The organism is Flavobacterium collinsii, from assembly GCF_902804485.1.
Lineage (GTDB): Bacteria > Bacteroidota > Bacteroidia > Flavobacteriales > Flavobacteriaceae > Flavobacterium > Flavobacterium collinsii.
The window spans coordinates 19,322-43,732 of record NZ_CADCST010000084.1 but is presented as its reverse complement, the minus strand read 5'-3'; the positions used below and the strand labels follow the sequence as shown (position 1 = coordinate 43,732).

The following is a 24,411-nucleotide window of genomic DNA, read 5'->3' as shown; positions in this document are numbered from 1 at the left end:
GTTAATAGCTTTAAGTAGTATTCAATAATGGGAAATGTTATAGCGTTTTATATAAACAGAAAGATTTCACTTTAAAGTGAAATCTTTCTGTTTATATTATTCAATTTTCCAATAATCACTATAAAAATTTGAAGTAGTCATTAAATCCTGATGATTTCCAAAATGACTTATGGTTTTGTTATCTAAGACATAAATAGTGTCCGCAACATTTTTAAGCATATTTAAGCGGTGCGAAATAAAAAATATAGAACAATTTTTTTTTATTCTCTGGAATAAATCCATTGTAAAGTTTTCAGTGTTTCTGTCCATTGCCGCAGTAGCTTCGTCAAGTATTAAGAACTGTGGTTTTTTGTAAAGTACTCTTGCTAAAGCAATAATTTGCTTTTGTCCGCCAGATAAATTAATTCCTTCTTCGCCCAAAATTGTAGCTAATCCTTGTGGAAATTGGTTAAAGTAAACATCAAAACCATAATTTTCTATGAACTCGATTAAGTTTTCGGACGTTTCTATCGCTCCAAGTAAAATATTGTCGACAACATTACCATTAAAAATGATTATTTCTTGCGGAATAACACCTATTAGATCTCTATAGTTTTTTACTTGTACTTCCGAAAGTTCGTGTTTGTTGTTTATAATGATATTTCCGTTTTCAAAATTATAAAATCGCTGTAAAATTTGCCCTAATGTACTTTTACCACTACCGCTTTCGCCAACAATCGCAATAAATTTTCCCTTCTTGATTTCTATATTAACATTATGAAATAATTCACTTCTTCCTGCAAAACGAAAAGAAAGATTTTGAATAGATATTTGTTCAATTCCTGAAATTTCGAGTCCTTCTTTTTTCTCTTTTTCAATTGATGCGAATTCATACATTCGGTTAAAAGCAATTTTGGCTTCGTTAATGGGAATGGCAACCAATGCCAGATTTGCAATTGATGGTAAAAGTGAACCGACAACCCCTAAAATTGCAATTAACTCCCCGGTTTTTATTTCTTTATCAAATACTTGTATGGAAGTATAAATTAAAATACCTATCAAAAAGAAAACGCTTGCCAAACCTGATTGCCAGGAAAGAGTAATGTTTATTTTTCCGAGATTGAATATTTTTTCCTGAAAATTAGCAAAAATCAGATTGTTGATTTTGCCGAAAATTGCTTGTTTGTTATCATTTTTTATAGTCGAAATTCCTTGAATAGTATTAATGTAATTACTTTCGTTAAAAGCATAACTTTGCATCACTTCTTTTTGAGCATTGATTATTTTTTTATTGCTTCTGTAGATGATGTAAAAATAAATAGGCAAACTCAACAAAGAAATTAATCCCAGCGTCCAGGAATAGCCAAACAGAAATCCTAGCGATATAAGAGAAATCAAAACATCTATAACAAAAGAACTCGTTAATATTTTTATAACGCTTTGTATACGTTGTGTATCGTTTAATCGGGCGACTAACTCCCCAATTTTTCTAGTGTCAAAAAACGGTTTTGGTAAATACAAAAGAGAACCGAAAAATTGATTGTTGATTCGGTTATTAAAATCTTTAGATTGCTGTAATAAAAAGAATTCTCTCAAAATAGCTAACCCTACTCTTGCCAATAATAAAATAGTCAACAAGCCAATACCCGAAATTAATTTTTTAATATTGTGAGATGGCAAAATATCATCAATTAGTTTTTGAGAGAATAGTGACATTGCCATTCCTAAACCTGCAACAAAAACACCTAATAAAATACTAATCCATAAAAGTTTATAGTCTTCTTTCAGAATTTCTAAAAACCATTTTCTTTGAGCGTTTTTCTCTGTTTTTTCTTTAATAAAACTTTCATTGGGTTCAAGAGTGAGACAGGTTTTTGAAACCCAAATTTTTTCTAATTCACTTATCGATAAATAAAAAACACCTTTTCCCGGATCGCCAATTAGGAAGCCTTTTGTTTCGTCATACTCATAGCAAACTATATAATGATTGAGTTGATTTTCAATTAGAACATGTAAAAGTACTGGTTGTTTGTGCTCTATAAGTCCCTGAATATCGGCTTCGCAACCCTCAGCAGTAAAGCCTAATTCGTTTGCAACCTGATACAAACCTAACATCGTAGTACCTTGTTTGGTTGTACCACTTAGTCCACGAATTTTTTCAATAGTATTATTGCCTTGATAAAATTTTATGATGCTCATTAAACAAGCAACGCCACAATCTGATTGGTCAAGTTGCAGGGTATGTGTTTTTTCGATATGCTTTAGATTCATTAGAATTTATTCTGAAGTCAATTTTTTTAGAAGAATTTCGGTTTTCGTTTGTCCTTTTATTTTTTCTACTAGTTTTTGATTTTTATTATATAAAACTAAACAAGGCAAAGATTTAACATCAAATGTAGCAGAGAAAGTAACTTTGTTATCGCATAAAAAATGAATATTATCATAAGACGTAAGTTGGTGTTTTGTGACAAATGTTTTGATAAGTTCCAGTTTTTCAAACGAAACAAAAATGAGTTGAACATTTTGGAATTTTTCTGCATTTTCTTTTATCATTTTGGCCTCTTCGTTGCAATATTCGCATTCACTGTTAAAGTAAATAAACAAAGTTGGAGTATTGATTTTTATATCCCGATTGGTAAAAAAACCTCCGTTTATGTTTTTATATGAAAACTCAGGAATGGTTTTGATGTTTTCTGCTGCTTCTTTTTTGTGATTTATTTTGATAACAATTTGATAAGTAAAAAAAGCAAGAATACATATAAACGATATAGTCAATATTATTTTTAGTTTTTTTTTCATGAAGTTTTATGAATAATTAAGCGTAAAAAACATTATGGTTACCACCCAAAGTAATAATGCAGGCACATAACTGCATGCAACTATTTTTAAGCCATGGTCTGGTTTAGTGTTTGTTAGCTTTCCGACTTGATATCCTAAATAGATAACGTAGGCTAACTCAAATAAGTTTAAAGTTTGAAACGGATAAAGAAACCAAGTTTCCAAATTTTCATACCCTACGATATTCAAAGCTGATAAAGGGTAGAAATTTTGAACATCATCTAAACTATAATTGGTTTGAAAAAAATAAAACCAAACTATTTTAAAAACAGGAACTAACAAAAAAATAAATTCTGCTTTTAAGACAATGTTCCAAAGGTTTCTAAATTTTAAATCTTTACTAGAGAAAAACAAACCAATATAAAGTATGGTAGCGATTATCGATGTTTTGATTAGCATCAAAACAGGAATAAATAAATCGCCAACCCATTGCCATTTTTTCTGAAATCCAAGAAAACTTTCTATTTGTTGAGAAGTAAGTTGCTCGGATAGTGAGTTGTAAAATAAATCATCAAAATGTGTCGCTTTTTTTAAAATTTCAGCAATTAAAATTGAGACAATAGAAAGCACTAACCATTTTATAAATGGAGATTTCATAAATATAAAATTGTAGGGTTGAAAAACAGCAACTTTTCAGTTGCTGTTTTTTTAATTGTGGAGTTGATTTATTTTTAAATAAACGAACTCCAAGTAAAGATTTTTTTTACCTAAAAATGAGATAACAAAAGAAAGTCACGAAAATCAAAAAACTATTAATTTCTGGACAGAATTTCGTAAAATAATTTACGATTATCAACAATCCATAAAATATTGCTTAGGTCTATTTAGAAGCTATCTTTTTTATCACGATTTTTTTTGAAAAATAAATTTCAGATTATTTAAGATAAAATCATTTTTGGCTAGTTAATGTTTTTACAATATATTTCCATTGGATGTATGATGCTAAAGTTGTCATCAATAGACCGGCCACAGTAAAAGCCATTCCAATTGAAAAACCATTTTTTATCATATGACCAATTAAAAACCCCCCCAAACCTCCGCTAACGAAAATAAGGTTAAAGTAAAACCATTTTTTTGTTTTTAAAGTCATGTTGTATATTTTTTACAATGTTCTAAAACTAGTTAATTAGTGCTTTATCGCTAATAAAATCATTAATAAATTAAAAGATTAATTTAACTTAACAAGATGTTCCTACACCTATTGATCCAACGATAAAAGCAGCAGCAAATAATCCTGCGCCACCTGTAGCGGCAGTAATAGCAAATGCTCCAGCGTAAGTTAAAGCTAGACCAGCTAGTGAGGCCGCACATCCTATTTGTTGTTTAGTAGGTCGTCCTCCGTTCAAATTTTCCATTTGATTTAATTCTAATTTTTTCATAAATATAATAGTTAAATTGTTAATAAATTCAAATTTATGTTTTTATGATGATTTGTCTTATGCTCTAAACGGGTAATTTTACCCAATTTTTTTGTTTTTTTTCTTACATAAATAAAAACACGATCTAGTGAGTATTTAAAAGCAAATCGGCTCTCCATATTTTTAGGAAAAATATTACTTAAAGGACATGAATGCATTGGTTGGAAATAGGTTTAAAAAACTCAGAAAGAGTAAAAGTTTTTCACAAGAGGAAATGGCAGACTACCTGAATATATCATAATCTTCTTATGCCAGAATGGAGAATGGTGAGAATCATTCGTGGGCAAACCATATTTTAAGAATTTGCGAAATTTTCACAATTTATCCAGAAGATTTAATCAAAAGAGATTTGTTGGACGGAAATGATAATCAACAAAAATTAAATTCAACATATTCGGCTCAGGAACTATCCTATAAACTAATTGAGCAATATGAAAAACGAATAAATGAATTGAAAGAAATAATTGAAATTTATAAAAATAAAAATATATAAAGAATAGCCGTTTCGAACCTTTTCCATCATTATTTACTCTCTAATGAGTTGAAATAAGCTTTTTCCATGAGTTTTTTAGTTTCTTTATTATTAGTAGTATACATATATCCCCAAGTTTTTCTTATCTTATCGTTTTGAATTTGTTGCATTTGAATTTCTTTATTGAGTTTTTCAAGAAAAAATACATCTTCTGTATTTATGACACGGATTTTTCGAATCCAAAAACGGATTTCTTCTTCGTCTATTTAGATAAAATTATCTTCATTATTAGAACAAAGAATAAATTTTGCAAAGAATTCAATTTCTTGTCAATCCTTGCCTTTTGCTTCCATTTTATCTTTGTCAGTCGTAGAAAGATACTTTAATCGTTCTGTAATCTCCTTTTTATCAAAAAATACTTCATCAATCGCTACAAGCAACATACTTGCCCAATCAGAATTAAATTGCGAGCCAAACGAATCGCCTTTTATGTAAGTCATATTCATTCCAAAAATAGCTTTCAACCACTTTATAAACGAGCTTTTTCCTGTTGATCGCTCTTTGCTCACTAAACAAAGAATTGGCAAAGTCTGCGTAGGTTTCTCATACAAAAGTTTTATATAGTCTAACCCTAATTGCGTTTGGTCTCCAAAAATATGATGGACAAAGAAAACAAAAAAGCCTTTACATTGCTGTAAAGGCTTGAATTTCTGTGGTCCCACCTGGGCTCGAACCAGGGACCACCTGATTATGAGTCAGGTGCTCTAACCAGCTGAGCTATAGGACCGGTTTGAGGATGCAATATTACTACTATTTTTCATTCACACCAAATATTTTGGGAGATGATTTGCATTTAATTTCAAACAATACCCTGTGTTTCCTAAAACACAATTGATTTTCAACTGCTTATTTCGAATCAGAAAAAGAAAATTTTTTATTTAATTTCCTGACAAAGCTCGACCAAAACACCATTTGTGTTCTTTGGATGTAAAAAAACCACTAATTTATTATCGGCTCCCTTTTTAGGAACGTCATTAATCAGTACAAAACCTTCGTTTTTCAAACGGGCGATTTCGGCATGAATGTCTTCGACATCAAAAGCAATATGATGAATTCCTTCCCCCTTTTTCTCCAAAAACTTTGCAATTGGGCTTTCAGGATTCGTCGCCACCAAAAGTTCAATCTTATTGGTTCCGGTTTGAAAAAACGAGGTTAAGACTCCTTCACTCTCTACCGACTCCATTTTATAGGATGGAACGCCCAGTAATTTTTCGAACAGCACATTGGCGTCCTCCATATTCTTCACGGCAATTCCGATATGCTCAATTTTATTTACCATAACCTCTAAATTTTAATTTCAATTATTGATTTACATACGTATTAAAGTAACCGCATTCGGCAATAACATCCTGATAATACTTCGTATCCGAATAGTCTTTCTGCAACGCTTTAAAACCGCTCCAGGCAATAAAATTAATTTTATCGTCGTCAGCTTCCCACCAGTTTTTAAGGTTGTTGTACTTATTATTGTAATATTCGTTTCGTTCGCATTTGGCCAGCATATAAATACATTTTGCTTTTTGCTCTTTTGTTGTGGCCGCTTCCAACGCTTTTTGATAGTACATTTTAGGAAGATCACAATTGGTTATCATTCGCTTCATCGAATCTCTAAACGAATATGGACTTGAACCGTAACCTATAATTGTGATTTCATAAAAAGTTCTTCCGTTTCCGAAATGTGTAATATTATAAAAGGCATTTCCCAGCAGCAGACTGTTCGTGTACACATCTTCTTTTTGAGCCAGTTTACCCTGCATTTCCTTTACCGTAGTCAGGAAATCCATAAAAGTATATTTTCTTTTTTGATACGCCGTGTGATCGCAGTCGTGACAGTCTTTTATATTTCCGTTAAACGGATTCCCCAAGAACTTGCTGTATTGAACCGAATCTGTCTGTTTCATGTACTCAATAGCTTCCGGAATCTTGTTTTTAAAGGTTGCCTCAACCGCCTGAAAATTATTAATATCTTTTAGTTTTAAACTATAAATCCCTGCACCGATACTTTCAATTTCAGATTTATTGGATTTAGACAAGAAAGCTTTCATGTCTAATAAAACTTTTTCATTGTCATAAAATGAATTTCCATCGTTCCAGTAACTGTAGCGCGATTCGCCATAAATTTCAGCCATCACCGGATTTCCCTTTTCTCGGTAAAGCGTTGACAAATAACTTCTGCTCCAGGAAGAAGCATTCTGATAACGAAATTCCTGCCCTTTGTAATTCTTAGGAAGTTCAAAATACAGCCAGTTTAAATCGGCGAGGATTGTTTTTTCGTTTTTATCCGTAAGCTTGTCTATTTTGCTCAAATTATTTACAAAACGAAGCAAACGAAGCTGCATTCCTGCCAGTTCTGTTTTAGGAAGCGTTTTTACCGCTTTATCAAAATTCTTATCTGCATTGGCATAATCTCCTTTTAAAGTCTGTAAATACCCCAGAGACAAATCCCATAAGTAAGGTCGGTCTGTATTTCCTGCTGCTGAAATTCTAGCAATTAAATCCAATGTTTTTTGATCCACCTTCACCTGATTTTCGGTTTTGTTTTCGGCCACACTAAGTTTTTTCATAGGCTGATTTTCTCCTCCATCTTTCTGAAAAGAATTGTTTATCGCCTCCTCTTGTCTGTTCACTAATCGTGTTGCCAGATAATTCAGATGTTCGCTTTTAGGATCTAATTCATAGATTTTTTCAATGGACTTTTTTTCGTCTTTGTAGTAACCTCGAACAGCCCAAAGCGCTGCTTTTTCCTTATTATTTTTAGCCATCGTCAACGCTTTATTCCAGTCGGTTTCATTTTTTGGCCTAAAACAATAAGCGGTAACGATTCTCAATTCCGGGCATTTATCAAAAACCTGTGCGTACAAATAGTTTGAAGCTGCAAATTTATTTTGCTTGTGATTCACTCCTGCCACGTAGGAAAGTGCTCGATAATACAGTACATTTTTAGGAACCGATTTTTCTGTTTTATTAAAAAAATCAACGGCTTTTTGTTTATTGTTGCTGTAAAAACGAGCTTTCATAGTCAAAAACCAATATCTGTTTTTCAGAAAAGGATCTGAAGTCGTGTTGTACACATTCTCGATCGACTGAATCATTTTGGCATCGTTGAACGTTTTTGCCTCCACCGGATCGTAACTCCAGTAATCTCTGTTAATAGAAACGGTTTCTATTTTTTGCGCCAGATACAAAAACTCGACAAAGCTTTTTACCTTATCATCCTTCAGCGAGATCTTTTTCCCCCATTTCAAAGAGGATTTATTTTCCTTTTTGTTTTTATAAAACGTATGAAGATCTTTAATTTCTTCCTTGTTTTTTATCGCACTTTTATTTTCTGAATAATAATCCGGTTTTTCTTCTCCAATTAAAAAATAATTTACGGTAGTGGTATCGATTTTCCCTTTAAGATACGTTCCCCAATCAGACTTAATATCTTTGTTGAAACGGGAATTGTGCTCGGTATCAAAACCAATTCCGTAGAAAATTCCACCCGACAGGAAAAGCGGTGAATAGGATTTGTCTGCAAAAGTTTCGGGAGTAAAATTAGAACTGTACGATCCAAAATAATCCCAATCGCCATCTGCACAGGCATAAATTACTCCGTATGCAAAAAGTAAAACCGCACTAGAAACAAGAAATAACTTGTTCAAAAATATTCTTTTCATAGTTTTTTAAATTGAATTCGTCTAAATCGTAAAATATAATTTCTTTTGGCTGCTGCGCGGTATTCTCGCCCAGTTCTTCTGCCATTTGTTTTAAATCTGCTGCCGTAATTACCTCCATTTTTAAGAGGTCATTTTCTTCGTAAAAAACTCCATTCTTATAATTGGATTTTTTCGCTTTAAAAAAGATTCCGCTTAGTTGTTGAAAATTTGAATCCCTTTTGAGTTCAGCTACATTCATTTTAGAACGTAAACCAATTACTTTTTGGTTTCGGATATGAATTCCCCAAGAATATATAGGTAAGGCAAAATCGAGATGCATCGGATACTTTTTCAGACTTTTTAAATAGCGTTCTGCAATTTTCTGATCGTATATCGAATTTAAAGAATCGGGAGCAATTGACCCCATGTTGTAGTACATCAAAACTCCGGAATCTACGTTGGGAATTTTAGTTTTCTTAAAATATTTTACCTGATGCAAGCGAATTGTTGCGGAGAGTTTTTTTCCGGAAAGCTTTTTAACACTCTCAATAAATTTAAGATAGTTGTCTTTACTTTTAAGGGTCCAGTCGCAATCGATCTGAATTTCCTGAGATGTAATTTTGTTCTTCGTGCTGATTTCTTCAATCAAACGAACTGTTTTCTGTGCCAGATCCTCTACATCAAGCGAAGAAGGCAACATAACTTTGTTTTGAATAAATACTACGGGTACAATTTCGAACTTGGTTACGGCGTCCTGAAAACGAATCGGACTAAGCGGAATGGGCTCTTTGGTCTGGGGATGCTGGCCAATATCAAAATACCGAATATAAAGTTTAGTGACTTCATTGTGCTTCAAAGCAAGCTTCTCCGTTTCAGATAATTTCAGAATGGTTTTCCAGTAATAAAAAGCAACAACCGGCTTTTCATTCTTACTACAGGAAATCAGAAAAAGAATTAAGAAACCAATAAAAAATCTTTTGATCAAAACTTAGGAAAAATTACATTTTAAACCCAAAAGTAAGAAATTCTTCGCTGTTATGGTTTTGAATTTTAAAAAAAAGAGCAATTTGCAAAAGCTGTAAATCCTAATAAATGGCTAAAAAGTTTCAATTAAAGCAAATATAATTGTTATTTTGTGCAATCAAATTCAGAAACCGTTATGTTGAAAAACAACTTTAGATATATTGCATTTTTACTGGTCTTTTTTATGTTAAGCTGTGCCAAACGCGGAAGCATTACCGGCGGACTAAAAGATACGCTGGCTCCGGTTTTAAAATACAGCTCGCCTAAAAATTTCAGTACTGATTTTAAAGGAAATGAAATTATTCTGGGATTTGATGAGTACGTAAAACTTAAAAACCTCAACAAACAGCTTATCATTTCACCTCCTATGAAACGTGAGCCGTTAATTTTACCAACTACCGCAAGTAAAGTAATCACCATCAAAATAAAAGATACTTTACTGCCAAACACTACGTACAGTTTTAACTTCGGACAAAGTATTGCAGACAATAATGAAGGAAACTCGATAAACCAGTTTAAATATGTTTTCTCGACAGGCCCGTATATTGATTCTCTCTCTATAAGTGGGCAAATCAAAGATTCGTATGAAAAAAACGTTGATAATTTTGTTTCAGTAATGCTATATGAAGTTAACGATACTTATAAAGATTCTTTGATTTACAAACAGAGTCCACGCTACATCACAAACACTCTGGACAGTTTGCGTACTTTTAAATTAGAAAATTTAAAGGCCGGAAAATACCTGTTGGTAGCAATGAAAGACAAAGGAAACAACAACCGATACAACCCTAAAGATGACAAAATCGGGTTTATCAAACATTATATCACCGTTCCGAACGATACTATTTTTGAGCTCGAATTGTTCAAGGAAGTACTTCCTTTCAAAGCATTAAAACCAATACAGGCATCAGGAAATAAACTCTATCTTCCCTACGAAGGCAAACAAAACTTCAAACTTTCTAAACCCAAAGTTGTCCTGAAACACGGCAATGAAACTTTGCAAACGATTGTTACCGCTTTTCCTAAAAAAGATTCCTTACAAATTTGGTACAAACCCCTAAAAGCCGATTCTTTATCTCTAGAAGTCAGCAAAGACAAATACAACAAAAGATTTAGCCTAAAAATTAAAGACCAAAAGAAAGACACTTTAAACATAACAGCCGTTCAAAACGGAAACATCAATTTCAGAGATCGTTTTACCTTAGAATCAGCCACTCCGCTGGTAAAGTTTGACAAATCAAAAATTAAACTGGTTAACAAGGACTCAGTTGCTGTAGATTTCACCACAGAATATGATGAATTTGAACAAAAATTCTATGTTGATTTCAAAAAAGAGCCTGTTGAAAAATACAATATAACCTTTTTCCCAGGTGCACTGACTGATTTTTATGAAAAATCTAACGATACCCTTGCCATTAAACTAAGCACAAAAGTACCTGCCGATTACGGAAATCTTGTTTTGAACCTGCAAAATGTGAAACGTTTTCCAATTATAGTCGAAGCGACTAACGCTAAAGGAGATGTGGTATATGCAAGTGATTACTCGGAAGGCAAAACTAAAATTGAATTTAATCTATTAGTCCCTGATAAATTTACGATTCGAATAATCTATGACGACAATAAGAACAAAATATATGACTCGGGTGATTTCCTGAATAAAAAATACGCTGAAGAAGTATTCTATTTTCAAACCAATGTAGATGTCCGAACCAATTGGGATGTCGATCAGGCCATTGATTTAAGCGTTCCCTACAACCCTGAAGTGGAGAAAAAACAGATCGAGAAAAAGAAAAAAGAAGACGAGAAGAAAAGAAAAGCCTTCTAGATTTTAACGCCCGAATACACCAATATGGAAAACGATTTGATTGAAAAAGAAAATTGGTTAAAAAGAAACTGGAAATGGGTTTTACCTATAATCCTGATAGCTGTACTTTTTTTAATCGGAATCCTGGCAGCTTCAACTTCCAAAGAAAACATAACCGATATCGCTCAGGCATATTCCGACAATTTGCTTTTTGAACAGGCAATTGAAAAAGCCAACAAGAACCCAAACGTCCTTGAAAATGTTGGAAAAATTGAGCCGATTGATCAATTAGCAATTTTAGAAGGCAACATTCTTTATTCCAACAACCACAATACTGTCCGCTTATCCGTTAGAATCAACGGAGCCAAAAGAAAGGGAAAACTAGACCTTTCTGCTATCAAAAAAGGAACAGAATGGAAGTACCAAAAAATTACTGTCCGCACCAAAAATCCTGAAAACGAAATTATCGTCTTAGAAGAACCTCAAAAATAAGCTTTCGAATTAGAATCAAAAATCGATTCTAAACTGGTCTTTATCACTTAAAAAATCAAGTTTTTTTCGGGTTTCCAACATCGAATTTTTATCCAATTCCACCACAAAAGTATCTTCAGTTTCCTGTGGTTCCAGAATATAATTTCCTAAAAAATCCACCGCTTGCGAATGTCCAGTATGTTCAAAATTATTGGCGTCCAGCCCTACTCTGTTAACCCCAATCACATAACTTAGATTTTCGATCGCACGGGCTTTAAGCAAAACATCCCAAGCATTGGTTCGCACTTTTGGCCAGTTGGCCACATACAGCAATAAATCGTAGTTTTCTACATTTCTGGCAAAAACGGGAAATCTCAAGTCATAACAAACCTGCAGGCAAATCTTCCAATTCAGATAATTCACAATTACTTTTTCATCTCCTCTGGTATAAAACTGATCTTCTCCTGCAAGCGAAAACAAATGGCGCTTGTTGTAATATTGAATTTCACCTGACGGAAAAACAAATACCATTCGATTGTAATACTTCTCGTTCTCCACAATAACAAGACTTCCCACAATAGCTGCATTTTTTTGTTTCGCCAAAGACTGTATCCAGGAGATAGTCTCCCCTTGCATCGTTTCGGCAACAGCTGCGGCATTCATCGTAAATCCCGTTGAAAACATTTCCGGCAACACGATCAGATTAACGTCAGCATCAATTAAATTGATTTTGGCCTCAAATTGCCTTCTATTCTCTAAAGCATTCTCCCAGTAAAGATTTGATTGTATAAGTGCGATTTTCATATGGTAAAAATACCTTTTTTTTAAAACAAAAAGCCCAAACAAGATTTGAGTTTCACAAACCCTCCTACAAAGAGCCACAAGCCTAGTAAATATCGGATTTTTCAGAATAAAAAAACATTATTTGAAAAAATTATGCAAAAATCTTGCACAATTTATGCGAAAATATTGCTAACAATGAATATAATTTATATATATTTGACCGCTGATTAAAAAACACAACACCTTAAAAAACACTTAATTATGAAAAAACACCCAGTTTTAAAGGGCGCACCGCCAACAATGATTCTTACAAACAGTCACGAATCATTTGCAATAAAAAAGCAAATCACTAAAATAACACAAGTAGATTCCTTGTTCTTTAAAGCATAATACTAAAGCTACAGTAAAGACCACAACTGTAGTAAAAGTAGCAGGATTCTATTTGTAATAATTCGTCTTCAGGAAACGAATTAAGAAATTCTTTCACCTCACCAGTGAAACAAAAAAACAATCAATCAATAAACCTCAACTAACTAAAAACCCAAAGAATGAAACAAACTATTTTATTATTTATGTTCTTTTTTGCGATACAGGTCACCCAGGCGCAAGTAAAAACCATCAAAGGAACGGTGACCGATACCAATGGCATCTCGATACCGGGAGCATCCATAAGCATAAAAGAAGAAAAAAGAGGCACTACAACCGATTTTGATGGTAAATTCTCTATCGACGTACAAGAAGGAAAAACACTGACAATTTCCTTTTTAGGATTAGAACCACAAAATATCCTAATAGGCAATTCTAACAACCTCAACATAAAACTAAAAGAAGCTGCTGCAACAGCCCTTTCCGGCGTGGTAGTTACCGCATTAGGCATCAAAAGAGAAAGAAAAGAACTTGGCTATTCCTTTCAGGATGTAAAAGGAAAAGATTTAGCAGATAATCCCACACTAAGCGTAGCACAATCTTTATACGGAAAAGTCGCAGGGGTTAACATCTCACAAACTACAGGGGGGTTTGGAAGCAGTTCCCGCATTGTCATAAGAGGAAACCGATCGATTAGCGGCGACAACCAACCTTTATTTGTAGTCGACGGTGTTACTTTAGGAAATACCGGATTAGCCGCAATAACCGATTCTAAATCGGGAAGATACTCAGAAGGAGCCGACAATGGGGACGGACTATCCAGCTTAAACATGGACGACATTGAAAATATTTCTGTTCTGAAAGGAGGAGCTGCCAGCGCACTTTATGGCGAGCGAGGAGCCAATGGGGTTATTGTTATCACCACAAAAAAAGGAAAAAGAAACTCTTTAAAAGCAGAATACAACGGTACAACTACCTTTGATCATATCAATACAACCTATAAAGATTTCCAAAGAGAATATGGTACGGGAGCAAATGGTCTACTCCCAAATCCAAATGATATTGCGAATGGAAAAAACGCCACTACCAGTGCTTGGGGGCCAAAATTCGGATCAGCTGGCAACACAACGACAAGAATCTTTGACGGATCTTACAAACCCTATGAAAATGTAAAAAATAACATTAAAGATTTTTTCAGAACCGGGGTAAGTATTAATAACAGCTTCAGTTTATCAGGAGGAGGAGACAATACCAGCTTTAGATTAAATTATTCCAATCTCGACGCTACTGATATAGTTCCTAAAAGCGGCTTAAAAAGAAATACCTTCACGTTAGGAGTTAACTCTCAAATTCAGAAATTAACTCTGGACGCAAAGTTTAGCTATGTTACCGAAAACACAGATAACAGACCTTCTTTATCAGATGATGCCGGAAATCTCGGATTATCTGTAGCCGCAATAGCTCCAAACATTGACCAGGCTTGGTTAAAAAATTACGAAGACCCAAACGGCAGATATTATCCATGGAACGCAGACCCCAACAGACTAAATCCCTATTTTGTAATAAACGAAAATAAAAACGAAACGCAAAAGAACAGAATTTTAGGAAATTTCAGTGCCACTTACGCTATTACCAATTGGTTAAGCGCTACCGCAAGAGCAGGAATTGACCGCTTTACATTTGAAAGTTCCGATTTTGTCAACGCCGGAAGCACATGGTTATCCAGACAAACTGGATCCTTAATCAACAACACAACCACCTTCCAGGAATACAACACAGAAGCTTTATTAAATGCTCAAAAATCGTTTGGCGATTTTAACGTAACCTTTGGTGTTGGAGCCAATCAAAGAAATTCCCAAAGAATAATCTCGGGAGCTGCACTTAGTGATATGATTACGAACGGAATCAACAAACAAGCTAATTTTGTATCCAGCATACTAAGTCCAAAAACAAACGACGAAATACTAGTACGCTCTATATACTCGTATTTAAGAACCAATTATAAAAACTATCTGTTTTTAGATTTTACGGGACGTAACGACTGGAATTCAACATTAGCCTCAGCTGTTGGCACATCAGGCAATAATAACTATTCCTTCTTTTATCCGTCAATATCTTCCAGCTTTATCTTTACTGATGGTTTCGATATTAAAAGCGATGTATTAACCTTTGGAAAAATCAGGGCTTCATGGGCCGGAACCGCAAAAGCACTGGAGACTCCTTACAATACAGCTCTTTATTACAACATACAATCTAAACCATTATACGGCAATTCTATAGGCTCTATAACAAACGGCATTCTTCCGAACAATACCTTAAAACCCGAATTTACCACAAGTTACGAGGTAGGTGCTGATTTAGGATTTTTTAAAAATCGCTTACAGCTTGATTTGTCCTATTATTACACCAGAACTAAAAACCAGTTAATCGTATTAAACGTTTCACAGGCCTCTGGCTTTGTAGGGGTTAATGCCAATGCCGGTGCAGTTGAAAACAAAGGTTTTGAAGCCTTAATAACTGGGGGAATTTTTAGAAATCCCGATGGATTCAATTGGGACATGACCCTGAACTTTGCAAGAAACAGAAACACTTTACTGGAATTAACAGATCAAACTAACACACAAGTAGTATCCAACGCAAGATGGGCCGGCGCGCAAATTGTTGCCAAAGTAGGAGAAAGTTCTACTGAAATTTACGGAAGAAAATTACAGCGATCGCCTGATGGACAAGTCATTATCGGATCGAACGGACTTCCACTTTTAACCGATGGCTATGAGAGTTTAGGAAGAACTGCTCCAGACTGGATTGGCGGCGTAACCAATGAATTTTCGTATAAAGGAATTAGTATACGAGCCAATTTTGACATGAAATTTGGAGGCAAGGTTTATTCAATGACCAATGCTTATGCCGCTTATAACGGACTAACAAATGAAACCCTGGAAGGAAGAGACGGATACAATGCATGGGTTGCCCAGCAGGTTGCAGCAGGAAAAACATTAGAAGACATAGGCAAATTAACTCCAACCGCAGGTCTTATTGTACCAGGCGTAACCGAAGTTAAAGACACAAATGGAAATGTAACCTACCAAAACAATACAAGACCTGTAAATCCTCAAACGTACTGGAGAAGTTTGTATGGTGACAGCACTACACCGGAACCTTTTGTTTATGACGCCTCCTATGTTAAACTTAGAGAAGCTTCTATAGGTTATGATTTTCCAAAAAAATGGCTAAAAGGCACAGGATTCGAAAGATTTAAATTTTCTATTATCGGTAGAAATCTATGGAATGTATATTCTAAAGTTCCGAATATCGATCCGGAATCTACCTATACTAACGGAAACGGGCAAGGGTTTGAGTATGGTTCTTTACCCTACAGAAGATCTTATGGCTTTAACTTACAATTATCATTCTAATTCTCAAATTTGATCCAAATGAAAAAACATATAATACATCTAACGAACTGCGTGCTGGGCGTAATTCTATTACTTAGCACGACCAATTGTTCAAACGACGAACTTTTTAGAGAAACCAATACCAATCCTGAATCTTTCTTAACTGTAGCTCCTCACTTACAATTGACCGCAGTTGAGGCCGCTCTTTCAGGCGGAATTTTTGAACAGTGGAGAGCCAATCTTATATATGGCGAAGGATTTGTTCAGCACGTGGGCGCAGCATGGGCAACTACAACTTACGGTTCTTTTTACGCTGCCAGTACGGAATATCAAGGAGCACTTTGGAACGCAAATTATGGTGGAGGACTGATACGCAATGTCATAGATCTCACCGAGAGAACCAACGGAAAACCGGAATACAAAAATACAAATGCCTTAGCAAAAACGCTCAAAGTTATGGCTTTTCAGCGCCTCACAGATTTATATGGCGATATCCCGTATTTTGAAGCAGGCTTAGGCTATCACAAAGAGATTCTCTATCCAAAATATGACAGCCAAAAGGATATTTACACTGACTTTTTTAAACTTCTGGACGAAGCTTATAACCAACTACAATCAGGAACCGATCCAATAAAAGGAGATCTTTTTTATGCTGGTGATATCACAAAATGGAAAAAAATGATTAATTCATTGAGATTACGCTGCGCGATGAGAATTTCAAAAGTAGATCCCACCCTCGCCAAAGAGCAAATTCAAAAAGCAGTCACGAATGGCATATTTGCAGGCAATGGCGACAATTGTTTCATGAAACACGACTCGACTCCTCCCGAAACAGCTGGTGCCACAAACAATGGTAATGGACTTTCTCATGCCTTCAAAGGCAATGAATTATACGACAGTGCAACCATCACTATACTAAATGCACTGGGAGATGATCCTAGAAAAAAAATATGGTTCTTACCCATAGCTAACGGCAATTATGTTGGTATTAACCCAAACATCTACGGATACGAATTCGTACCCGGAGGAAACAATGGTCTATCTAAAATACAACCTTATCTATACGAAAACAGCGCTCCGTACCTGCACCTCACCTACTCTGAAACACAACTCCTTTTGGCAGAAGCTTCTTTTAGAAATCTATATACAGGTGACACTAAGAATCTTTACAAAAAAGGAATTGAAGCCGGAATCAGACAATGGATTATTTTTAAAGATGCCAGCATTATTGATAATGATGCTATTACTGCCTTTTTAGCCACAAAAAACCTTACACCTGGAAAAGAGCTAGAAGAGATCGCAACCCAGCAGTGGCTCACTTTATTCTTAAACGGAATGGAAGCTTACAGTAATCATAGACGCCTAAATCTTCCAACTTTGATTAAAATAACAACCGTAAGATCAACAACAAACGGAATTATGCCATCAAGAATGCCTTACCCGCCTGAAGAATCTACTGGTAATAGGCAAAACTACTTAGCCGCCAGTGCCAAATACAACAACAACAGCTGGCTGGCTAAACTTTGGTGGGATGTCGATTAAACCTCTAAACCTTATCCAGTACAACTAATTTCATGTTGACCATAATACCATTCGTAATTCAGATTGAATTATGAATGGTATTTTTTTAGGCTTTCACGATCAAAAACAAACCAAAATACCCAATCCTCCTATTCTAAAAATACGAATTTTAAGATTAAAATGAGGTCTTTCAAAAAAGGCTTATTCTGCAAAATTTTCTCAAAACACCTTTAGAAACCTCATTTCTTTTGGATTATAAAAACACTTCAGAAAAAAATATTGCAAAAAAAATGCACTTTATGCAAAAAAAATGCAAATGAATAAAAATAATATATATATTTGATCGCCAATAAAACCAAAATAAAACATGAAAACCAAAGTATTATGAAAACAAAGCTAATTTCATTAGTATTTATTGGGGGAGTACTCTTCTCAGCAAATGCAAAAGAAGCTGCAATTAAAACGCACCTCTTTGAACAAAAAAGCAGTCAGATTGAAATTTCGGGCCAAGTCATTGGTCAGGACGACGGAATGCCAATTGCCGGAGCTACTATTTATGCCAAAGGCAATAAGAAAACAGCCACTATAACCGATGAAACAGGAAAATTTAAATTAAATGTTCCGGAAAACGAAACTCACATTATCGTTTCTTACATGGGTTATGGAACTTTAGAATACAAACTAGACAATGTTAGAGATGTCTTAATAAGCTTAAAACCTGCCGAAAATGTATTGGAGCAAGTATTAGTAACCGCATTAGGGGTTAAAAAGAGTAACAAAGCAGTTGCCTATGCTGTTACCGAATTAAAAGGAACTGAATTCACCAAGGCAAAAGAAACCAATATCACAAACGCTTTAGTAGGTAAAATTGCCGGAGTAAACGTAAGCAGCTCTGCAACAGGCGCAAACGGATCGACCAGAGTAGTCATTCGTGGAAATGGTTCCCTAAACGGAAATAACCAGCCCATGTATGTAGTAAACGACTTACCAATTGACAATACACAACTTAACCTGCCTGGAACCGGAAATGGAGCAGGCTCACCAAGAATGAACGTCGATAGAGGTGACGGTACCTCTGTTATCAATCCTGATGACATTAAAAGCATCACTGTATTAAAAGGAGGAACTGCAGCAGCGCTTTATGGAGCAAATGCTGCCAATGGTGTAATCCTTATTCAAACCAAAAGAGGAGGCGCACAAAAAGGCATCGGTGTAGAACTCAATTCCTCTTATACTTTTGAAACCCCAGCTGTGATCCCGAACTGGCAGTACGAGTACGGAGCCGGAGATGCAGGACAAAAACCATTAACGAAAGAAAAAGCTATAGAATTTGGTCGCTGGTCGTGGGGAGCAAAAATAGACGGAACTGATGTTATTCAATTTGACGGCGTAAAAAGACCTTATGTTGCACAAAAAAACAACATCAAAAACTTCTACGAAACCGGAACAACATTTATCAATTCTATCGCACTTTCAGGAGGAACCGAAAAAGCTTCAGGACGTCTTTCCTTCTCTAATACAGACAACCAGTCGATTGTACCAAATTCTGATTTCAACCGTAAAAGTGTCAACATTGCCAGCAATGTAAACTTAACCAATTGGTTAAAATTTGACGTAGTCGCACAATACAACATAGAGAAATCAAACAACAGAATTACGGTTTCAGATGCAGAAGCCAACCCGAACTGGGCCACCTATCTGCTTGGTAACACTGTAGACATTAGAAATCTTTCACCCGGTTATGACGAAAACGGCAAGGAAATAGCATGGAATCCTGTTCCAGTTGCAACAAACCCTTACTTCACCATCAATAAAATCAAAAACAGGGACACTAAAAATCGTTTCCTTGGAATGTTAAACGTAAAATTAAACTTTACACCCGAACTATTTCTTCAGGGAAGAATTGGACAGGATTACACCGATTACGATTACTTTGGATACATTCCAAAGACAAGCCTAAACAATCCAATTGGATACGCACAAGGTTCCCGCGTAAAGCTGTCAAACCTGAATTCCGAAGCTATACTAAACTATACCAAAAAGAACTTGTATAAAGATTTTTCTCTGAATGCATTACTTGGAGTAAACTCCCGTACAACCTTACGAGATGAAGTTAGCCTTGAGGGTTCAAATTTTGTCCTTGATGATTTTTTCGCTCCAACCAATTTTACTACTTTATCGTATACTTATCCTTATGGAAAAACAAAAACAAACTCTGTTTATGCTGCCGCAGATCTGGATTACAAAAATGTAATTTTCCTAAACGTTACAGGACGTCAGGATTGGTTTTCAACCCTATCTAAAGAAAACAATAAAGTGTTCTACCCATCCATAGGAACTAGTATCATTCTTTCTGATATTATAAAAATGCCGGAGTGGATTTCATTTACAAAACTGAGATCTTCGTGGGCCCAGGTTGGAGGCGCTACACCAGACCCATACGCACTAAACCGATCGTATTCAATGGTTCAGGGAGGCCACAACAACCAACAGCTACAAGTCCCTACAGGAACGAGAGTGCCAAATTCTACATTAAGTCCTTTAACTTCAACCACCTTTGAAATTGGAACTGATATAGGCTTCTTTAACAATCGTTTGAATCTTGACTTCGCCTGGTACAACCGTGCTACCACAAACGACATTGTACAAACAACCATTTCAAATGCGTCAGGCGCAAATACTGCTTTACTCAACATTGGAAAAATGAGAAATGAAGGAGTAGAATTATTAATTAGCAGTAAGATCATAAACAATAGCAACTTCTCTTGGGACGCAAGTATCAACGGAGCCTATAATAAAAACACAGTTGAAGCACTTACAGACAAATTAAACTCGATTACGATGGCAATTTCCGTAAACGATTATGCCCTTATTACAAGTGATGTAGGACGCCCTTACAGTACTATAAAAGGATACAAACCTCTTAAAGATGCAAACGGAAATACAGTTTACAATGTAAGTGGCAATACCGCAACCGTAGCAAGAGGTCCACTTCAGGAGCTGGGACAGGGTGTTCATCCCTGGACAGCAGGACTTAATAATGAATTTAAATACAAAAACATATCTTTTAGCTTCCTGATCGACGGTAAATTTGGTGGTAGTTTATACTCCGGAACTGATTTATATGGAACCCGTATGGGATTAACCAAATTAACACTTGAAGGTCGCGAAAACGGCTTACCAATTAAGGGAGTTGATACTAAAGGAAATCCGGTAGATATGGTAATTGCTCCTAAAGACCTTAGAAATTATTATGATGGACTAAAAAACATTTCATCAGAATTTGTCTACGATGCAAGCTTTATAAAACTAAGACAAGTTATTATTGGATATCAATTCCCTATTGAAAAAATAAGCAGTTTATCAAAACTTCAAAGCATATCCATTTCTTTCATAGCAAGAAACTTATTCATTCTTTACAAAAAGACTCCAAACGTAGACCCGGAATCTGTATTTAGTGCGGGAAATGCTCAGGGTATAGAACAATTTGGAGTTCCTAGAACCAGAAGTTTCGGTTTAAATTTAAATGTTAAATTTTAAACACCCCCTATCCCTAATTTTTAAATTAAAAGACATGAAAAAGATAACCCTATTATACATTTCAGGCATACTGTTGGGTAGCCTGACAGCATGTACCAAAGATTTTGAAGAAATCAACTCCAATCCCAATGCTGTTGAAAAACCAAATACCAACTTTATTTTCAGCAGGGCGCAACTTGACGGCTTAGCCAATAATTATTTTTTTACAAACATTCTTGAATGTGGCGGAATACTGCAACATTATGCCACTTACAAAGAAGTCTCCGGAGTGGGTGATAAATACTTAGATGGAGAAAAATACTATTCCGGTTACTTTAATCAGGCATACCCAACAGCATTAAATGAAACTGAGATCGTAATTAATGCCGTAAAAGACACGCCGAACGACAGCAACAAACTTAATATTGCCCGAATCTGGAAAGTTTTTTTATATCATAAAATTACAGATTTGTACGGAAGTATTCCCTACTCCCAAGCAGTACAGGCATACACTACAAATCTATTTCTTCCAAAATATGACTCGCAAGAATTCATCTATAAAGATTTACTAAAAGAGCTTGATGAAGCTGCGACTGCACTGGATCCAGCGAAACCGAGTTTCGGTACTGCCGATTTTATCTATCAGGGAAATGTTGCCAAATGGAAGAAATTCTCTTACTCCTTAATGCTTCGCTTAGGCTTGCGTTTAACTAAAGTGGATCCCGCTTTATCAAAAACCTGGGTTACCAAAGCCATTGCAGGTGGAGTAATCGTTAATGGAGCAGACAATGCCATCATGAACTATAGCGACGGGCCAAATAACTTCAACAGAAACCCCGTTGCTTTTGACTCAAGAACCGGAGATTATGCAAACGGATCATACGGTCAAACTAACACTGAGGGAGGCAAACTAGCCAAAACTTTCATTGACTTATTAAAAACTACTGCTGACCCGAGAATCAGTGTTTACGCCGGAGTTTGGCAAGGAACTGTACAAAATACTAACCCAGCCGTGCAAAAAGGTTTCCCAAATGGAACCACAACAGCACTAGCACCATTAGAGCAAGCTACTTATTCTGAGCCAAATCAAAATACCATTTTAAGATTCGATGCTCCGCTGGTATTAATAAGCAATGCCGAAACTAATTTATATCTGGCCGAAGCTGCTGCAAGAGGATGGTACACCGCCGAAACCGATAAGGATTTATATGAAAAAGGAGTGAAAGCATCTTTCCTAAATATGGGAATTTATGGAACATCCTACGCCATTACAGATGCAACTCCTTATTTAACTGCTAATCCTTATAATGCAGCAGGGAATTTTGAAGCCAAAATGAATCAAATTCATACCCAGATTTATGTAGCTTTATTTGTAGACGAACAGGAAATTTATGCCAATTGGAGAAGAACCGGATACCCTGTTTTAACTCCCGTAAATTTCCCTGGAAATGTAACAAATGGCACAATACCAAGGCGTCTTAGATATCCAACCAGTGAATATTCAGTAAATACAATTAACTTAGCAGAAGCAGTTAAACAACAAGGACCTGATACTTTTACTACAAGAATCTGGTGGGATAAACAATAAAAATCCATTGATATAATTAATTTAAACACATAGAGACATAGATCGTGCAATCCTAAAAAGATGTTTCACTTGCATTAATACGCATAGTTACTATGTTTTAAAAGCTAATTTTTTTTTATTATTCTTTTATTAAGTAAAAAAATCTATGTTGCTATGTGTTTAATCAATTTTATACGAATTACACTCTGCGGAGTTAATAATACAACAGATAAATGAGCATTTTAATTCTTACGGCATGCATTGCGTTTCTAATCGTCCAGATAGCCTGGCTTAAAATCAATCCGTTTATTGCCTTTATCATTACAGCTTTATTAGCAGGTCTTTTTTTAGGTCTGCCGATAAACACTTTATCACAAACCGTTCAAAAAGGTTTGGGCGAAATGTTAGGATCTATTACGCTGATTATTGTTTTCGGAACCTGTATTGGTAAACTTACTGTTTCATCAGGCGCCGCCAATGTTATTGCCAAAACTGTTATGGGATGGACGGGTAAAAAATACGTTCGCCTTGGCTTAATGATTACCGGATTTATTGTTGGGATACCTCTATTTTATAGTGTTGGTTTTGTTTTGTTAGTACCCTTAATCTTCTCAGTAGCCCACCAATTTAAATTGTCAAAAGTATATCTTGGTATTCCAATGCTGGCGTCGCTTTCAGTAGCACACGGTTTCTTACCCCCACATCCGTCTCCAATGGCTTTAAGCAGTATTTTTAATGCCGATCTTGGACTTGTTTTGGTTTATGGAATCATCATTGCGATTCCAACCATTTTTATTGCAGGTTTGCTGTTTTCGAATTTACTTAAAAACATTAAAACCGAATCAGATCACGAAATCTTAAATATTGAAGAAGTTGTAAACGAAGGCAAACTTCCAAGCTTTTCACTTAGTCTGTTCTCTGCTTTATTTCCGGTTTTCGGATTAACAGTGACTTCGATATTACCTATGATTTCTAAAAATGAAACTTTAGCTGACATCTGCAAAACAATTGGAGAGCCTAGTATCATCATGCTGATTTCTTTATTGATCTGTACCTATACTTTAGGGATCCGAATGAACCGAAGCATCAGCTCGGTAATGGATGACTACGCCGTTGCCATCAAAGATGTTGCCTTAATTGTTCTGATCGTTGGTGGAGCGGGCGGCCTAAAAGAAGTCATGATTGTAAGCGGCGTAAACGAAACTATCGTTACAGCTCTAACACAAATAAACATTCATCCTTATTTATTGGCTTGGATGATGGCAGCGATTATTCGCGTTTGTGTAGGTTCGGCGACAGCGGCAGGATTAATGACCGCGAGTGTTTTACTCCCATTACTACAATCAACCGGACTTGATCCTAACTTACTGGTTTTGTCTGTTGGAGCAGGAAGTTTAATGTGCTCGCACGTAAACGACCCAAGTTTCTGGATGTTCAAAGAATATTTTAACATCAGCCTGAAAGATACTTTCAAATCATGGACCGTTATGGAATCCTTAGTATCTGTTTTAGGAATCATTTTCGTTTTTATTTTAAACTCTATAATACATTAATATC

At 35.4% G+C, this 24,411-nt stretch carries 18 protein-coding genes, 1 tRNA gene and 1 pseudogene; 9 read left to right on the top strand and 11 right to left on the bottom strand.

The features are described 5' to 3' along the window. Nucleotides 1–96: 96 nt before the first annotated feature. From FLA105534_RS11845 to FLA105534_RS11825, 5 genes are all read right to left on the bottom strand, one after another. The gene (locus FLA105534_RS11845; RefSeq protein WP_173966328.1) at nt 97–2,250 is read right to left on the bottom strand and encodes a peptidase domain-containing ABC transporter; all 2,154 of its coding nucleotides are present in this window, start codon (nt 2,248–2,250) and stop codon (nt 97–99) included. A gap of 6 nt (nt 2,251–2,256) precedes the next feature. After that, nucleotides 2,257–2,778: a peroxiredoxin family protein gene (locus tag FLA105534_RS11840; protein WP_173966327.1), complete on the bottom strand. Its 522-nt coding sequence runs from the start codon at nt 2,776–2,778 to the stop codon at nt 2,257–2,259. Nucleotides 2,779–2,784: 6 nt separating this feature from the next. Further along, nucleotides 2,785–3,414 (bottom strand): hypothetical protein, encoded by a 630-nt coding sequence (locus FLA105534_RS11835; RefSeq protein WP_173966326.1) that lies wholly within the window; start codon nt 3,412–3,414, stop codon nt 2,785–2,787. Nucleotides 3,415–3,706: 292 nt separating this feature from the next. Next, complete coding sequence (locus FLA105534_RS11830) at nt 3,707–3,907, bottom strand: hypothetical protein (protein ID WP_173966325.1); 201 nt, start codon at nt 3,905–3,907, stop codon at nt 3,707–3,709. 88 nt (nt 3,908–3,995) lie between these two features. Next, nucleotides 3,996–4,172: a hypothetical protein gene (locus FLA105534_RS11825; RefSeq protein WP_173966324.1), complete on the bottom strand. Its 177-nt coding sequence runs from the start codon at nt 4,170–4,172 to the stop codon at nt 3,996–3,998. Nucleotides 4,173–4,491: 319 nt separating this feature from the next. Here FLA105534_RS11825 and FLA105534_RS11820 point away from each other — a divergent pair, with 319 nt between their 5' ends. After that, nucleotides 4,492–4,728 carry a hypothetical protein gene (locus tag FLA105534_RS11820; protein WP_173966323.1) on the top strand — a complete coding sequence of 79 codons (237 nt, stop codon included), beginning with the start codon at nt 4,492–4,494 and terminating at the stop codon, nt 4,726–4,728. A gap of 152 nt (nt 4,729–4,880) precedes the next feature. Here FLA105534_RS11820 and FLA105534_RS11815 read toward each other — a convergent pair. From FLA105534_RS11815 to FLA105534_RS11795, 5 genes and pseudogenes are all read right to left on the bottom strand, one after another. Beyond that, nucleotides 4,881–5,375, bottom strand: a pseudogene (locus FLA105534_RS11815) (primase-helicase family protein); the annotation flags it as partial. A gap of 45 nt (nt 5,376–5,420) precedes the next feature. Then, nucleotides 5,421–5,494 (bottom strand) — tRNA-Ile (locus tag FLA105534_RS11810). Nucleotides 5,495–5,641: 147 nt separating this feature from the next. Beyond that, nucleotides 5,642–6,046: a methylmalonyl-CoA epimerase gene (gene mce / locus FLA105534_RS11805; RefSeq protein WP_017497728.1), complete on the bottom strand. Its 405-nt coding sequence runs from the start codon at nt 6,044–6,046 to the stop codon at nt 5,642–5,644. A 22-nt stretch (nt 6,047–6,068) separates the two neighbouring features. After that, the gene (locus FLA105534_RS11800) at nt 6,069–8,426 is read right to left on the bottom strand and encodes a hypothetical protein (protein WP_173966322.1); all 2,358 of its coding nucleotides are present in this window, start codon (nt 8,424–8,426) and stop codon (nt 6,069–6,071) included. Next, nucleotides 8,386–9,390, bottom strand: a complete 1,005-nt coding sequence (locus tag FLA105534_RS11795) for a hypothetical protein (RefSeq protein ID WP_173966321.1) — start codon at nt 9,388–9,390, stop codon at nt 8,386–8,388. Before FLA105534_RS11795 ends, FLA105534_RS11800 begins: the two co-directional genes overlap by 41 nt. A gap of 174 nt (nt 9,391–9,564) precedes the next feature. Here FLA105534_RS11795 and FLA105534_RS11790 point away from each other — a divergent pair, with 174 nt between their 5' ends. Both FLA105534_RS11790 and FLA105534_RS11785 read left to right on the top strand, forming a co-directional pair. Further along, nucleotides 9,565–11,253 (top strand): Ig-like domain-containing protein, encoded by a 1,689-nt coding sequence (locus FLA105534_RS11790; protein WP_173966330.1) that lies wholly within the window; start codon nt 9,565–9,567, stop codon nt 11,251–11,253. A gap of 24 nt (nt 11,254–11,277) precedes the next feature. Then, nucleotides 11,278–11,724, top strand: a complete 447-nt coding sequence (locus tag FLA105534_RS11785; RefSeq protein WP_173966320.1) for a cytochrome c oxidase assembly factor Coa1 family protein — start codon at nt 11,278–11,280, stop codon at nt 11,722–11,724. Between the two features lie 15 nt (nt 11,725–11,739). Here the strand turns inward: FLA105534_RS11785 and FLA105534_RS11780 are convergent, their stop codons facing one another. Beyond that, entirely contained in the window at nt 11,740–12,507 is a 768-nt protein-coding gene (locus FLA105534_RS11780; RefSeq protein WP_173966319.1) for a nitrilase family protein, read from the bottom strand. A 240-nt stretch (nt 12,508–12,747) separates the two neighbouring features. Here FLA105534_RS11780 and FLA105534_RS23940 point away from each other — a divergent pair, with 240 nt between their 5' ends. From FLA105534_RS23940 to FLA105534_RS11755, 6 genes are all read left to right on the top strand, one after another. Beyond that, nucleotides 12,748–12,876, top strand: coding sequence for a hypothetical protein (locus tag FLA105534_RS23940; protein WP_262888449.1), 129 nt, complete (start codon nt 12,748–12,750; stop codon nt 12,874–12,876). A 158-nt stretch (nt 12,877–13,034) separates the two neighbouring features. Continuing rightward, nucleotides 13,035–16,268: a SusC/RagA family TonB-linked outer membrane protein gene (locus tag FLA105534_RS11775; RefSeq protein ID WP_173966318.1), complete on the top strand. Its 3,234-nt coding sequence runs from the start codon at nt 13,035–13,037 to the stop codon at nt 16,266–16,268. An 18-nt stretch (nt 16,269–16,286) separates the two neighbouring features. Then, on the top strand, nt 16,287–17,789 hold the full coding sequence (locus FLA105534_RS11770) for a SusD/RagB family nutrient-binding outer membrane lipoprotein (RefSeq protein ID WP_173966317.1): 1,503 nt from the start codon (nt 16,287–16,289) through the stop codon (nt 17,787–17,789). A 363-nt stretch (nt 17,790–18,152) separates the two neighbouring features. Further along, complete coding sequence (locus FLA105534_RS11765; RefSeq protein WP_173966316.1) at nt 18,153–21,308, top strand: SusC/RagA family TonB-linked outer membrane protein; 3,156 nt, start codon at nt 18,153–18,155, stop codon at nt 21,306–21,308. Nucleotides 21,309–21,342: 34 nt separating this feature from the next. Further along, a complete protein-coding gene (locus FLA105534_RS11760) occupies nt 21,343–22,875 on the top strand; it encodes a SusD/RagB family nutrient-binding outer membrane lipoprotein (RefSeq protein WP_173966315.1) in 1,533 nt (510 codons plus the stop codon). A 212-nt stretch (nt 22,876–23,087) separates the two neighbouring features. Then, nucleotides 23,088–24,407, top strand: coding sequence for a GntP family permease (locus tag FLA105534_RS11755; protein WP_173966314.1), 1,320 nt, complete (start codon nt 23,088–23,090; stop codon nt 24,405–24,407). Nucleotides 24,408–24,411 lie beyond the last annotated feature (4 nt).

Coding starts and splice junctions, on each gene's coding strand:
- FLA105534_RS11845 (WP_173966328.1), bottom strand. CDS start 2,250: ATGAATCTAAAGCATATCGAAAAAACACATACCCTGCAACTTGACCAA.
- FLA105534_RS11840 (WP_173966327.1), bottom strand. CDS start 2,778: ATGAAAAAAAAACTAAAAATAATATTGACTATATCGTTTATATGTATT.
- FLA105534_RS11835 (WP_173966326.1), bottom strand. CDS start 3,414: ATGAAATCTCCATTTATAAAATGGTTAGTGCTTTCTATTGTCTCAATT.
- FLA105534_RS11830 (WP_173966325.1), bottom strand. CDS start 3,907: ATGACTTTAAAAACAAAAAAATGGTTTTACTTTAACCTTATTTTCGTT.
- FLA105534_RS11825 (WP_173966324.1), bottom strand. CDS start 4,172: ATGGAAAATTTGAACGGAGGACGACCTACTAAACAACAAATAGGATGT.
- FLA105534_RS11820 (WP_173966323.1), top strand. CDS start 4,492: ATGGAGAATGGTGAGAATCATTCGTGGGCAAACCATATTTTAAGAATT.
- mce (WP_017497728.1), bottom strand. CDS start 6,046: ATGGTAAATAAAATTGAGCATATCGGAATTGCCGTGAAGAATATGGAG.
- FLA105534_RS11800 (WP_173966322.1), bottom strand. CDS start 8,426: ATGAAAAGAATATTTTTGAACAAGTTATTTCTTGTTTCTAGTGCGGTT.
- FLA105534_RS11790 (WP_173966330.1), top strand. CDS start 9,565: ATGTTGAAAAACAACTTTAGATATATTGCATTTTTACTGGTCTTTTTT.
- FLA105534_RS11785 (WP_173966320.1), top strand. CDS start 11,278: ATGGAAAACGATTTGATTGAAAAAGAAAATTGGTTAAAAAGAAACTGG.
- FLA105534_RS11780 (WP_173966319.1), bottom strand. CDS start 12,507: ATGAAAATCGCACTTATACAATCAAATCTTTACTGGGAGAATGCTTTA.
- FLA105534_RS23940 (WP_262888449.1), top strand. CDS start 12,748: ATGAAAAAACACCCAGTTTTAAAGGGCGCACCGCCAACAATGATTCTT.
- FLA105534_RS11775 (WP_173966318.1), top strand. CDS start 13,035: ATGAAACAAACTATTTTATTATTTATGTTCTTTTTTGCGATACAGGTC.
- FLA105534_RS11770 (WP_173966317.1), top strand. CDS start 16,287: ATGAAAAAACATATAATACATCTAACGAACTGCGTGCTGGGCGTAATT.
- FLA105534_RS11765 (WP_173966316.1), top strand. CDS start 18,153: ATGAAAACAAAGCTAATTTCATTAGTATTTATTGGGGGAGTACTCTTC.
- FLA105534_RS11760 (WP_173966315.1), top strand. CDS start 21,343: ATGAAAAAGATAACCCTATTATACATTTCAGGCATACTGTTGGGTAGC.
- FLA105534_RS11755 (WP_173966314.1), top strand. CDS start 23,088: ATGAGCATTTTAATTCTTACGGCATGCATTGCGTTTCTAATCGTCCAG.